Annotated in this window: 11 protein-coding genes; 7 read left to right on the forward strand and 4 right to left on the reverse strand. The window is 48.6% G+C overall.

What is annotated here, in order from left to right; translation table 11 throughout:
- Positions 1–452 precede the first annotated feature (452 nt).
- Positions 453–1,238 carry a response regulator gene (locus tag GK108_RS05825; RefSeq protein WP_163944300.1) on the reverse strand — a complete coding sequence of 262 codons (786 nt, stop codon included), beginning with the start codon at positions 1,236–1,238 and terminating at the stop codon, positions 453–455.
- A 377-nt stretch (positions 1,239–1,615) separates the two neighbouring features.
- Between GK108_RS05825 and GK108_RS05830 the strand changes: the two genes are divergently transcribed.
- Complete coding sequence (locus GK108_RS05830; RefSeq protein ID WP_163944303.1) at positions 1,616–3,415, forward strand: tetratricopeptide repeat-containing sensor histidine kinase; 1,800 nt, start codon at positions 1,616–1,618, stop codon at positions 3,413–3,415.
- A 59-nt stretch (positions 3,416–3,474) separates the two neighbouring features.
- Here GK108_RS05830 and GK108_RS05835 read toward each other — a convergent pair whose 3' ends face one another.
- Positions 3,475–4,404 carry a DUF4886 domain-containing protein gene (locus GK108_RS05835; protein WP_163944305.1) on the reverse strand — a complete coding sequence of 310 codons (930 nt, stop codon included), beginning with the start codon at positions 4,402–4,404 and terminating at the stop codon, positions 3,475–3,477.
- A 90-nt stretch (positions 4,405–4,494) separates the two neighbouring features.
- On the opposite strand from GK108_RS05835, the gene GK108_RS05840 reads away from it, so the two are divergent.
- Positions 4,495–5,442, forward strand: coding sequence for an alpha/beta hydrolase (locus GK108_RS05840; RefSeq protein WP_246224722.1), 948 nt, complete (start codon positions 4,495–4,497; stop codon positions 5,440–5,442).
- Positions 5,443–5,505: 63 nt separating this feature from the next.
- Here the strand turns inward: GK108_RS05840 and GK108_RS05845 are convergent, their stop codons facing one another.
- Entirely contained in the window at positions 5,506–5,853 is a 348-nt protein-coding gene (locus tag GK108_RS05845; protein WP_163944310.1) for an aminotransferase class I/II-fold pyridoxal phosphate-dependent enzyme, read from the reverse strand.
- 582 nt (positions 5,854–6,435) lie between these two features.
- Between GK108_RS05845 and GK108_RS05850 the strand changes: the two genes are divergently transcribed.
- Positions 6,436–7,362, forward strand: a complete 927-nt coding sequence (locus tag GK108_RS05850) for a ketopantoate reductase family protein (protein ID WP_163944313.1) — start codon at positions 6,436–6,438, stop codon at positions 7,360–7,362.
- 3 nt (positions 7,363–7,365) lie between these two features.
- On the opposite strand, the gene GK108_RS05855 is transcribed toward GK108_RS05850, so the two are convergent.
- On the reverse strand, positions 7,366–8,634 hold the full coding sequence (locus GK108_RS05855) for a GDSL-type esterase/lipase family protein (RefSeq protein ID WP_163944316.1): 1,269 nt from the start codon (positions 8,632–8,634) through the stop codon (positions 7,366–7,368).
- Between the two features lie 234 nt (positions 8,635–8,868).
- Here GK108_RS05855 and GK108_RS05860 point away from each other — a divergent pair, with 234 nt between their 5' ends.
- From GK108_RS05860 to GK108_RS05875, 4 genes are all read left to right on the forward strand, one after another.
- Positions 8,869–10,041, forward strand: coding sequence for an alginate lyase family protein (locus tag GK108_RS05860; RefSeq protein ID WP_163944319.1), 1,173 nt, complete (start codon positions 8,869–8,871; stop codon positions 10,039–10,041).
- 79 nt (positions 10,042–10,120) lie between these two features.
- Positions 10,121–10,795, forward strand: a complete 675-nt coding sequence (locus GK108_RS05865) for a response regulator transcription factor (RefSeq protein ID WP_163944322.1) — start codon at positions 10,121–10,123, stop codon at positions 10,793–10,795.
- A gap of 2 nt (positions 10,796–10,797) precedes the next feature.
- A complete protein-coding gene (locus GK108_RS05870) occupies positions 10,798–12,186 on the forward strand; it encodes a sensor histidine kinase (RefSeq protein ID WP_163944325.1) in 1,389 nt (462 codons plus the stop codon).
- 87 nt (positions 12,187–12,273) lie between these two features.
- Positions 12,274–13,710, forward strand: a complete 1,437-nt coding sequence (locus GK108_RS05875) for a TolC family protein (protein ID WP_163944328.1) — start codon at positions 12,274–12,276, stop codon at positions 13,708–13,710.
- Positions 13,711–13,714: the final 4 nt, after the last annotated feature.

The following is a 13,714-nucleotide window of genomic DNA, read 5'->3' on the forward strand; positions in this document are numbered from 1 at the left end:
AAAAAACAGGTAAATAAGTGCCGGATGTAGGCTAACGAAAGCAACTGACAATGCCTGACCCTCCTCATAACGCAATGGGAACGGCCAGCTGGACTCTGGAGTAGCGCATAGCCGTTTATTGACTGTCAATCAGGAAATAAGTATTGTAGTGCCGCACGGGCGCGAGGTGGCCGTATCTGGCCTTGGCTAGACAATAAATTGATCCAGCAACTAATGAGGGACGCTTCTGGATACGACGTGGATCACTCTATCCGTTGAGTGAATAACGCTGAACAGTGTAGAACGATTTATTGGTTTCATAAAAAGAGGAAGGTATTAGGTAGGGAATGACGCTGCATTCGAATTGCATACCAAAGCTATACGTTTGGCGTTACCCGAAAAGCGATTTGCCGTGAACAGCAGGGTACATGGAGTAAACGACACGCTTTTGGGCGTGAGTTAGTCAGGGCTACTTACCTGAACCGGAAATGATGCAGAAATTCCTCTTTATAAACCCGGCCAAGAGGAACCGTTTGGCCAGGAACCTGTACTTCATAGTCGCTGAACGACTCTACATGAGAGAGGTTTACGGCGTAGGAGCGATGCACCCGAATAAGGGCCATATCGGCCAATCGTTGCAGTAATACCGCTAGCGAGATACGTAACACAAACTTGCGTGTTGGCGTAACAACGGTTGTGTATTTATCTTCGGCTTCAACGTAAAGCACCTCGCCTTTATGCAGGCGAACAAACTGGTAGTTCTGTTTGATAAATATATAGTCGCCAACCTGCAGAATGGTTTCTCCCTCGCGGGCATTCATCGGTATGGTTATGGGATCGTTTGCGGGGGCTTTGCCAGTATTGGTGATGTAGGCAAAGTTGCTGAGCGCAATTTCGATGGCAATGCGTAAGCTATCGGTCGTAACGGGTTTGGTTAGGTAGGCGGCTGGTTTAGTGACTTTAGCTTGTTCGAGCGTTTCCCGATCGGTTAGCGCTGATAAATAAATAATCGGGATCGGGCTTTCGGAGGCTAGTTGCCGCGCTGTTTCTATGCCATTCCAATCGCCCCGTAGATTAATATCGCAAATGGCTATATCGGCGGCCTGCTCTTTATGAAGGGCCAGCGCCTGACGTCCTGTTGTAGCTGTGCCTGCAATGATATAGCCTTCTGCTTCCAGTTTTAAACAAAGCTCCAGGGCCAGGATAGCTTCGTCTTCAACGATTAGAATAGAAATAGGCTTAGCAGAAGTTGCAGTCATGGCTTCAAAAGAGATTACGCAGAGTTTATCTAATGTAAATCATTGCCAGTTACGAAATACCGGCTTATCCAGGAAAAACAGTACTTTTTACTCGTTAATATTTATTATGCGGAGGTAATTAATTAATCGGCTATAAAAAAACGGAAATTCCTTTCAGTTTGCGATGATTAAGTGCCCAAATAAGAGATTTTAGTGTACTAAAATCTTTGGTTGATCGTGTTTTTTGTTATCTATAGTAACAGTCTTTTGACAAATCAGAACGTTGAGCAGGTACATAAAAACACTGGAAAACAAATATAAAGCTAAATTTATATTCTTGTAATGTAAGTCTATCTGGGAAAGGGAATATTGGCATACTGCTTGTGGGGGTTACGTTTATGAAGAGAGTTTACGTTCTGTTGTTGATTTCCTTATCGGTTCTTACCCTTCATGCAACTGCCCAAAACCGCCTTTTGCCCGACTCTCTAACTCATGCCCCTGATTCCGTAAAAATGTGGACACTACGGAATATTGGTGACTCATTGGCGTATGCAAGTCAATATGTCAGTTCTAAACAAGCCTACCAGCAAGCCCTCGATATTGCACTGGTTACGGGTGATCAGCAGTCGATAGGGTTAGGCTATCGCGGGCTGGGTTTCTGGTACAACTTGACCGGCGATTATGTTCAGGCCATCAACTGGTACCAGAAAGCGCTGCGCGTTTTTCGGGAAAATGGGAATACCAGGCAATTTGTTAAAACGTTACGTTTCATCAGTAATAGCTACGACCGTTTACAGAATTATAAACAGGCGCTCAACTATACGAGACAGGCGCTGGCTATAGCCGAGAAAGAGAAGTATACCGATCTGTTGATGGAATCGTATCAGGGCCTGGCGATTTATGAATCGAAGGCGAAACGGTATCAGCAGGCTCTGGGAATCTACATAAAACTACTGGATTACTATAAGGGAGCTAAAGACACGCTTTCGGTCTACCAGAGCCAGTATAATTTAGCACTTCTCTACAAGAACATGGGGCAGTATGCCCGTTCTGAACGCGTTTTCAAAGAAGTGGAGGCTTTTGGTAAACAGCATAGCGATACCTATTTTCTGGGGTATGTCTATCTCAGTATCCCTTACGCGCTAATTCCGCAGAACAAGCTGGACGAAGCGGAACAGTACTGCCAGCTGGCGTCGGACTGGATACGACGTAACGGAGGAGAAACGCAAACTTATTGGGAAGAAGTAAACGGGCACCTGACTCGTTTATGGGAAAAACGGGGCAATTACCAAAAAGCACTCCAATTTTATCGACTTCAGATGGCTAATCACGATAGCCTGGTCAATGCGGATAAAAGCCGCCAGGTAGCTGAACTGGAGGCCAGATACCAAACTCGTGAAAAAGAAGCTGAAATTATAAAGCTGGAAGAAGCGAATGCGCAGCAAACCCGAAAAATATGGGTAGCCGTCGGTGGGGTTATTTTGCTGACCGTTTTGTTGGCTACGTTATACAATCTTTATGAGCGCGTTCGGGCGAGTCGACGTAAAATTCAGCAGCAGTCCGATCAATTAACGTTAATGATGAAGGAGATTCATCATCGGGTGAAAAATAATCTGGCCATTGTATCGAGTTTGCTGTATCTGCAGACCACAACCATCGATGACGATGACGTTATTCAAACCATGCGTATTGGACAGCAGCGGGTAGAAGCGATGTCGCTTATTCATCAGCGTTTGTATCAGACCGATCAGACTACCCAGGTGAACATGGGTGACTATTTAACCGATCTGGTTGAAAGTCTCTTAAAAGCATACGGGTATCAGCTCACTAATGTCGACCTTCAGCTTCAGATAGACGTAGCGACGCTGGATGTCGACATTGCAATGCCAATCGGATTGATCGTTAATGAGTTGGTGACGAATTCGCTGAAGTATGCCTATACATTTGTTCTTCAGCCATTTTTGTCCGTTTCGTTACGTCAGGCCGACGGTGATACGGAATCGGATTTGCTACTGGAAGTAAAGGACAACGGACCGGGTATTGATCAGTCAGATTGGGAGCGGGGAGCGTCTCGAAGTTCGTTTGGGAAAAATCTTATTACGCTGCTCAGCCAGCAATTAGACGGTGAGTTCGAACTAATTAAGCAGGAGGGCACTCTTTTCCGATTACGAATCCCGTATAACCGTTTGTTGAGTTAAGAACGGAGATTTTTTATCAGTTGGCTCCCCCTGCCTAATAAAGAATTACAATCTGATCTTTATCTGACTTTCCGAACCGATGTCCAGGCGGCCTTTTTTAGCTGCCTGGCAAAAGCTTCATCGACAGAGTTGGGGCGGAAGGTTAGTTTTTTCGGGGACTCATGATACAAAAATCCGTACCACACTAAAGCCCCTAAATAACATCCGGCGTCGTTGGCGTGGTGTGAGTCAAAAGCCAGTTTCTCTTTATCCCAGCGGTAGCCCATGTGTAGTGATTTGGCCTGGTTAGGTAAAGCGGGGGCCTTGGCCGAGTTGTAGTCGAACGAGTTGTCTTTCTGGAAACCCCACTTTTTGCTTGAGTTGACCCGCCAGAACGCATCGCCATTCGGAATAATAGGAATATTCAATTCGTGCGCTGTGGTGTGATAAGCTGCTCTCGATTTCTCCCACATCTGCTGGGCATTCTTAGCTGAATCGCCCGGCGCAATCCGGCTGAAATCGTTGGAATCAATACGATAGGCCCAGGTTTGGTGGAAAACGACTTGAGCGTTGGGTTGTAGTTTTTTAACGTAGTTGTACAGGTTACGTGCGTAGGGCTCATAGGTCGATACGTCGCCGGAAAGGATAGAAGCCTGCTGGATGGTAACTACGTCCCAAACGCCATCGGATAGCAACATTTTCAATGATTTACCATTATACGGTTTTCCCTTTGGATCATTGGGATCGCGCTCGGCGGCCTCTACATGATCCCAATGTCGTTGCAGGGAACTACCACCTATTTCGGCCCGGCCAATAACCAACTCGTGGCCACCTTCTTTGCTTAACTGAGGTAAGTATTTGGTCGCATTTTGGGAAAAGCTGTTGCCAATAAGAAATAGACGTAGCGACTGTTTATTGGTAGCAGATGATTGGGCCCCAACGACCTCTGCCGAGAAAATAAGGAAGAAAAAAAGCAGGGAATGTTGACCCGTTCGGAGGAGTTTACTCATGTTTTATGGGGTTGTATCTGCTCTCTAAATGGAGCGATGGGTCCTATTTTACTCGTATCGTAAAAATTATACGATTAATCTGAGTAAATAATGGCGCGATTAGCCTATCTGGCTTATAAGCCTCTTGATTATTCGTCCATGACCAGATCGATCTGTCTATATTTTGTTGCTGTACTTTGGGCCACTACGTGTCTGGCCCAACAGGAAATTCCGCTTTATAAGGGTGCTATTCCCAACTCAAAAGACGTACCGAATGAAGAAGTCAAGCGTCCGGGCGATATTGTTTCGACTGTTTCGCAGCCTACGCTGTCTGTGTTTTTGCCGCCCAGGGAAAAAGCCAATGGAGCGGCTGTGATTATTTGTCCGGGTGGTGGCTACAGCGTACTGGTGATTAAACGGGAAGGGTACGACGTAGCCAAAGCGTTTACCGATCGGGGTATTACGGCCTTTGTGCTCAAATATCGATTGCCGAGCGACAAAACAATGACTGATAAATCAATTGGTCCCTTGCAGGATGCGCAGCAAGCCATAAAAACCGTTCGGGAACGAGCGGCCGAATGGCAGATTAATCCGCAGAAAATTGGCATCATGGGCTTTTCGGCGGGCGGCCATCTGGCGTCGACGGTGGGTACGCACTATGAGAAGGCATTGATCGAGAATCCGGCTCAGGTAAAACTACGCCCCGACTTTATGATTTTGGTTTACCCCGTTATTAGTATGGGCGAAAAAATGGGTCACGCGGGCTCGCGGGCTAATTTACTGGGGCAGGCGGCTAGTGCGGATCAGATTGCTCTATATTCCAACGAAACACACGTAACGCCAACGACACCGCCCGCTTTTTTAACCCATGCCGGTGACGATAAAGTAGTGCCGGTTTCGAATAGCCTGGCTTTTTATGAGACCTTGCAGCAGCATGGTGTTCTGGCCGATTTGCACGTTTACGCGCAGGGCGGTCACGGTTATGCGAAAACCCCCGCTTTCGACGAGTGGTTTGGCCGCTGTATGCACTGGCTGAAACAGATTGAGATGGTTCCATAACAGGCTAGTTGACGTAACGTATCTGGTAAGGCTTGCAGCGTGTTTTGTGGTTACGGGGCTGACTTATAGGGTGTAGAGCGATTTGGCTAACGTACCCAGCGTTTTGAGGGTATGCTCTAATTGGTCGCTCCACGGAAGGCCATAGCGGAGCCGCATGCAGTTGTCGAATTGATTTTGAAGGGTAAACATACGCCCGGGCGCAATGCTGATTCCCTGTTTAAGGGCCATTTTGTAAAGCTCGACCGTACTGATTCGCTTATCTAGTTCTACCCAAAGGAAAAAGCCGCCCTGTGGCTGACTGATTCGAGTTTCCGCTGGAAAATACTCGGCAATGGCGCGTCTATACTGCAGGCTGTTGATACGTAGCGTTTGTCGTAATTTCCGTAGATGACTTTCGTAGCGGTCACCCACGTAAACGACCAGTGAGTAATCTGTCGTCTGAGTTTTTCGTTGCCCTGAATTTCTTCGTAAGCCGTACGCCATCCCGAATCTACTGCTCAATACCGCGAGCTACTCGGAGGTATAAACGCTCCGACACGGCTTGTGTCCGAAACTCGTTTTCCTGAACTGTACTCACAGAAATTAGAAAAACTGTATCTGTATCGCTACCAAAAATACGTCGATTATTGTAAGCCGATACGTAGTGGAATGCCGAATGTCAAACCTCTTTGAAACAGTAGAGGACCCAGAATCTCATTGATCATGAAAAAGATAATACTAATAACAGGCTCCAGTCGGGGTATAGGGGCCGCAACGGCTCGCATGGCTGCTTCGGAGTGGTATCAGTTGGCGATCAATTAGTTAACTAATCGTCTGGCTGCCGTAGAAATTGTCGATTTTATCAATCAGAACGGCGGGAAGACCATTTTGCCGATGCGTTGCTGGAGACAGACGTAATGGAGCTGTTTACAATGATTTAATTTTCTTCGGTCCCAAAGGGGGGAGCCTTCTCACCAAATCGTTGAACTAAGCCATACTACGTATCAAACGAATATGACGAAACCAATTTATATTCTTGGCGCCGGAGCCATCGGAAAAGCCCTGGCTGTTTTCCTCACGCTTGACCACAAGCCAGTAGTGCTGTTGCGGAGTAGCATCGATAACGTAGCTCGTTCCCGTGAAACCATTCAGGTGATACGTAGTGACAACACGACGCTTGACGCAACCGTCGACATCAGTACGTTAAGCGATTTTCAGGAATTGGACGGGATCGTGGTATTGACCAATAAGTCATACGGTAATGAAAAACTAGCCCAGATACTTACGGCCAAAATCGGACATTCGCCCCTTGTTATTCTCCAGAATGGGTTAGGCATTGAGCAGCCTTTTCTGGATGCTAACTTCTCGGCTGTGTACCGTTGTGTTCTTTTTGCGACGAGCCAGGTAATCTCGCCCGGCAAGCTCCGATTTAAACCGGTTTCAGAGTCGCCCATTGGCGCCGTAAAAGGTTCTGACGAGGTAGCGGAAGAGATTGCAGCACAACTGAATACGTCGATCTTCCCGTTTAAGGCAGAACGGGCTATCCAGCCCATAATCTGGAAAAAAGCGATTGTGAATAGTGTGTTTAATTCAATTTGCCCGCTCCTGGATGTCGACAACGGAGTATTTCAGCGCGATGACCGTGCGTTGAGTATGGCAAAGCGAGTGATAAACGAATGCGCGACGATAGCCGCTGAAACGGGGGTTTATGTCAATACGGATGAGGTTGTGGCGAGCCTTCTGGCAATCAGTAGCGCGTCGGATGGGCAGCTGATTTCGACCTTACAGGATATTAATAACAATCGGCGAACAGAAATCGATACGTTGAATCTGGAGATCGTTAGACTGGCTGCATCAATGAATAAAGAATACGTGGTTACAGAAACTAAATTGCTGGGCGATTTGATCAGTTTGAAATCGGCGCTACGTCTCAGGGCCTGAGTATTAGTTCGCCAAATCGCCTACTACTAGCAATTGACTGGCGTAACACGCATTTTCCTGATAAGCTGCCGGGTTATCGATTGTCTTATTGCGGGTTTTCAGAATGGCGGCTTTGTCGAGTTGTTTGGGCGATACACGTAGCGTTACCGTATGCTTCCCGGCTTTGTCGATTGGCACGAAGAAAAAGCTGGACCGGTAATACGTAGCAAAACTGTCGAATCGTGGGTAATCAGTATCGGGTTGATCATCGACGCTTACGGTATATTGGCCGCAGTTTGGCCCTACTACGTCATAGACTCCCAACACGTTACCGGTAAAATGGATGGTCAGCGAGGCTCCTGGTTTCGACGATTTGATTAGATACGTAAAACGATTGCGTAATTGATGGGCCACCGAATCGGTTTCTGGAGAAAGTACCTGCCAATCCTGGCTTCGGGCAATATCCTGAAGCGAAACCATTTTGGCCGCTTCCCAATTCTCGGCGTCAAACGGTTTGGGCAGGCGATGAGCCACTGGTTTTGTTACGTTCATCAGTTTGGTCAATGAGCGGGCAAAGGCGGTTGCATAAAAGGTGTGCCCTGTTTCTGAATAAGGATGCGTCCCATCTGGCGAGAACACAATTTTTCCGGGGTGATCGGCCTGTACGCCTTTCCAGACGACCTCTCCCTGTCGAGCCTTGGCGATCAATTCCAGTCCCATATGAATAGACGGGATGCCGTAATGTTGCGCAATTTGCTCCATCGCCACCACGGAATTGGGCAGATTGCCAGCCAGCAGGGTAGGAACCATTGGCTCGTTCAGGGTATACACGAAACAAATGTCAGTCTTCGGATTCTGCCGCCAGATTTGCCGGACAATGCCCTCCATCGATTTATGAATAACGCTTGTCGGCGTATTGCTATCATTGACGGCAAATTCGACAAAAACAAGGTCGGGTTGGTGGACCAATACGTGCTGTTTCAGTCGGAAAACTCCCAGATTGGAGCCCGTACCGCCAATGGCCGCATTGATAGCCTTGATTGACGCTTTGGGAAAACGCTGTTGTAATTCGTTCAGTGATTTTTCGCGCCAGCCATTTCCTGCTTCCGTAATACTCCCACCAAAATAGCCGATAGTCACTTGCTGGCCAGCCTGAAGTTTCTGCAAACTGTTCGGCATACCTTCCCGAATCCGGCATTCGTGGTTAGCCATCAATGTGTCTGATTGGGCCGTAACAAACGTAGACGAACAGACGAACAACAGGATGCAGGGGAATCGGAGCAAAAAGCGCATAGTTAAGATGAGTACAATTCATGGCATAGCAACGTAGTGACGCTACGTACTGATACACTATCTATAAAGCGTTCTGTTAGGGATTACTCATGCTCTGTACGGCACTAATTTGACGGTAAGGGCCAAAAGTCTATTGATCAACCCATACAGTATAGGCAATGGCGAGTCTGCTTATACGGTTACCCGCTCCGGGAGACAAATTGATTATCATTCCTGACAAGCGTACTCTGAATCATGACGCTACGTTATTTACTACTAATTAGCTGCTTTTTTTACTACGTTACGTCAAATGGACAGTTGCCGGAACGTGCTTTCGTGATCAGCACAGTAGAGCCGTATGTGCTGGCCGAAGCGCGTTGGGCCATGCAGCAACAACCGCTTTCGATCACATCGAAAACATCGCCCCGGAGCGCGGGCAGTAAACACGATTTCTTTTCGGAAGGGGATTACTGGTGGCCCGATTCAACCAACCCGCAGGGGCCTTACGTGCAGCGGGATGGAATGACCAACCCAGATAATTTTGTCGCTCATCGTCAGTTGATGATTCGACTGAGCCGGGTGGCAGGCGCATTGGCATCGGCTTATTTGATCACGCACAACGATACGTATGTTAAGCATGCCTTTCGGCACCTTAACGCTTGGTTTGTCGATCCAAATACACGCATGAACCCCTCGCTCTTGTATGCGCAGGCCATTAAAGGGCGCGCAACCGGGCGCGGTATTGGCATTATCGACACTATCCATTTGATGGAAGTGGTGCAGGGAGTACAGGCTATGGAGAAGTCTAAACAGGCCGATAAGCAGATGGTGGCCACTATTCGGCAGTGGTTCAGCGATTATCTGACCTGGCTGACAACGCATCCCTACGGCATCGATGAGATGAATGCCAAAAATAATCATGGCACCTGCTGGGTGATGCAGGTAGCCGCTTTTGCCCGATTTACCCGTAACGATTCGTTGATGACTGTCTGCCGAAATCGCTACCGGACCGTGCTCTTGCCCGACCAGATGGCTAAGGACGGAAGCTTCCCCCTGGAACTTCGCCGGACAAAACCATACGGCTATTCGTTATTCAATCTGGATGCAATGGCCACGATTTGTCAGATTTTGTCGACGCCGACCGATAATCTCTGGACGTACCAAACCCCAGACGGACGTAGCATCCAAAAAGGCATTACGTATCTCTATCCGTATGTCGTCGATAAACAAAAATGGCCGCTAAAACCCGACGTTATGTACTGGAACGACTGGCCGGTAGCGCAGCCATTTCTGGTTTTTGGCGCACTGGCGTATCATCAAGAGGACTGGCTCAAAACCTGGCAACAGGCAAGCCACGATCCAAAGGTGGAGGAAGTATTACGCAACTTACCCATCAGAAATCCACTGCTTTGGATAAATGAGACGTAGTGTCGGCGGGCGAAAAAAGCGAAAAGGCTTTCACGTAGTTAAACGAACTATACATTGCCAGACGTTACGTTCATACTGTATGAAGTTATTACTCGTTGAAGACGAATTGAGCCTGGCTTCTTTCATTCGGAAGGGAATGGAAAGTGAAGGATATGAGATTGATCTGGCTTATGATGGCTTAATGGGCCAGCGATTTGCGGATATGAATATGTATGACGTTATTATTATTGACGTCAACCTGCCGCACATGAATGGGTTCGATTTATGTCGACATATTAAAAAGCAATCGCCCCGACAGCCGGTGATGCTTCTGACAGCGCTGGACAGTTTGTCGGATAAAGAAAGCGGATTTGGCGCCGGAGCCGACGATTATCTGGTGAAGCCGTTCGATTTTCGGGAGCTTGTCTTACGTACCAATGCATTGGCCCGACGAAACAGTACGTTTTCCGGGCAGGCCACCGTACTGCGCGTTGCCGATTTAACCCTGGATACGGGCGCTCGATGTGCTACCCGTGCCGGGCAACGTATTGACCTGACAAGCCGGGAGTATGCGTTACTGGAATACCTGATGCTTAATCAGGGCCGCATTGTTACCCGCGTCGACATTGCCGAAAAAGTCTGGGATTTGCATTTTGATACGAATACCAACGTAATAGACGTGTATATCAACTACTTGCGAAAGAAGATCGATAAGGAGTTTAACACTAAATTGTTGCATACAGTGGTAGGGATGGGCTACGTCTTACGCGGATAGCTATGCAGATCAAACAAAAACTCATTCTGTGGTTTGCGTTGCTGGTCGGTCTGATTCTGCTTGTCTTTTCTATTTATATCTACGGTACCTACTCCAATTTTCGCCAGCGTGCGTTTGAAGACCGGCTGGAAAAAAAAGCACGGGTAACCGAGCATTTGCTGACGCTACAAGGGAACGTAGCGGGCAGTGTGATTACGTCGATGCCCGAGCAGGTAGAGTTTGTTTATTCGCCATCGGATAGCCTCATCTACAGCAGCCAACCCCGGAATGATTTTATGGCTGATTCGGCCTTTCGGCGTCGGGTTCGTCGGGAGCGATTGATTCGGTTTAAATATCAGAGCCCTGGTCATCTTTATCCGAAAGATGGTGTTGCGCTGACGTATCCGGGGGTATCGCCTTCCATAGATGGCCGGGAATACGTGGCTATCGTAACGGCTTATGATTTGGACGGGTATCGGCATCGGAACGAGTTGCGCGATCTGTTCTGGATCAGTAATGCTATTGCCATTGGGCTGGTTATTCTGGTTGGCTATATCTTCTCCCGACAGGCGCTTAAACCCCTGAATAACCTGATCGGTCAAATCCGCTCGCCAACCGCCACCAATCTGACTTTTCGACTGAAAGCGGAGAACCCGCAGGATGAAGTGGGTGTGCTGGCGCAGGCATTCAACGATTTGCTAACCCGCCAGGAGCAACTGGTCGATAATCAACGGTCGTTTATTGCCCAGGCTTCGCACGAGCTGCGTACGCCTTTAGCAACGATTAAAGGTTGGCTGGAAACCTCGATGCTGTATGATACCGATACGGATAGCCTGAAACGGGGCATGGGGCAGGCCGTTACCGAACTGAATAAGCTAACGGCGCTGGCGAATGGCCTGCTGCAACTGGCCCGCATCGACGGCGTTGATGGCCATATTGAGCGTCACTCGCTGGAGCTTGTTGATAGTGTTCTCGATGCCGCTGATACGTTCGGGTTGCAGCACGCGGGGCAGTCGCTCAGCGTTCAGGTTAGCGATGGCGTTCTGGAGCAACCCCGGCCTGTATGTATCATTGGGAATAGTTATCTGCTCAAAACAGCGCTTTTAAATCTGCTGGATAACGCGGTTAAATACTCCAATGGCCAACCTGTGACTTTATCGCTGGAGATGGACACCCACGAACGGGTTCGTATTTGGGTTGAAGACCGAGGGATTGGCCTCGTTCCGGGCGAAGAAAAGCAGATAATACAGCCTTTAGCACGTGGGTCAAACGTACAGACGATTAGTGGTTTTGGTATTGGCTTAACGTTAGTCCATCGAATCATTACAAGTCATCAGGGCGTTCTTCAACTGAAAAATCGACCGGGCGGTGGCACGATTGCCGAAGTCATATTGCCAGTTGAACCGTCTTAATCCGTTCTAATAACATCTAATTTCGCTCTAATTTCGCTCTAATCTGCTGCCTGTAGCTTTGAGATTATTCATAGGAAGAATAATCTTATGCTTGGTAGAGAAAAACGACATGTCGGTTTATTAATTATTCTGCTGACCGCTCTGGTTGATCCGGCGCAGGCGCAGATAAGGCAGGCATCATCAGAAATACCCCAGCTTACGCTCAATGAAGCACTGAATCTGGCCCGAACGAATTATCCCAGTATTCGTGGTAAACTGGCTACGATCACTGCTGCTGAAGCCGATGCGCAGGCGCTACGTCTATCTTTGTTACCACAGGCCGGGATTCAGGCGCAGACGCTGAATGCTACGTCCAATCAGGTACGTGGTGCCTACGTATCGAACGGTGGGCTACTGTTGCCTATTTCGGGGGTTCGGACAGATGGCTTTAACAACCAGGCTTCCTGGAGTAGCGGTGCATCGCTGGTAGTCGACTGGGAAGCTATTACGTTTGGTCGTCGGCTGTTACGGCAAAAGCAGGCCAGTTTGCAGATTGAACAGGCCAGAGCCGATTATGAAGGAGAAGTTTTTACGCACCAGGTACGGGTCTGTGATGCGTATTTGCTAGCCCTGAATGCGCAAAAGTCGGTCGCTATCCAGCAGGTCAATCTTCGTCGGGCGCAGGAGTTGCAACGTATCATTCGGGCCAGTACGGAAGGTGGGCTGCGACCGGGTATTGACAGTGCCGTTGCCAATACGGAAGTGGCGCGGGCGCGTCTATTGATGCTGGAAAGTCAGCAGCTAGCCCAGCAACAGGTGCTACGTCTGACGGAATTGATTGGCCAGCCGAACCCAGGCGTTCGGCTCGATTCGATGGTTTTTTATAACCAGCTGCCTCGTTTTACGTCCATTCCCGACTCAAGCCAGCATGTTCATCCGCAGCTACGTGTTTTTCAGAAAAATATTGAGTTGGGTAGGCTCAGTGAATCGGTGCTGAGAGCGGCCGCACTGCCGTCTGTTTCGGTACTCGGTTCGTTGCAGGGTCGGGGTTCAGGCATTAGTGAGCAACCCGGTCCCGACGGCACGTTCCGTATTGATCCGTCACTCGGGGCGGGTTTACCGCTGCGGTCGTTCAATTATATTGTTGGCGTAACAGCCATCTGGCGACCTACTGACTGGTTTAGAACCAAATATACCGTATCGGCACAGCGGGAGCGTGTCAATACCATTCAGGAGACGTATAATCAGCAGGCTTTATCGTTGCAGTCGGCCAACCAGAACGCTATTCTGCAATTTGAGCTGGCCAGGATTCGGGCACAGGAAGCTCCCCTTCAGCTCGAAGCGGCCGGGCAGGCTTACATTCAATCGCAGGCTCGGTACGAATCGGGGCTGGACAATATTACTACGTTAACCCAAACTACCGCCTTGCTCAACCGGGCGGAGGTCGATCAGGCGCTGGCAACAAACAGCGTATGGCGGGCGCTGTTACTACGGGCCGCCACGGCTGGTGATCTGGAGTTCTTCCTGCAACAAATCCCTCGCTAACTCT

Origin of the sequence: Spirosoma terrae, assembly GCF_010435915.1 — a bacterium.
GTDB lineage: Bacteria > Bacteroidota > Bacteroidia > Cytophagales > Spirosomataceae > Spirosoma > Spirosoma terrae.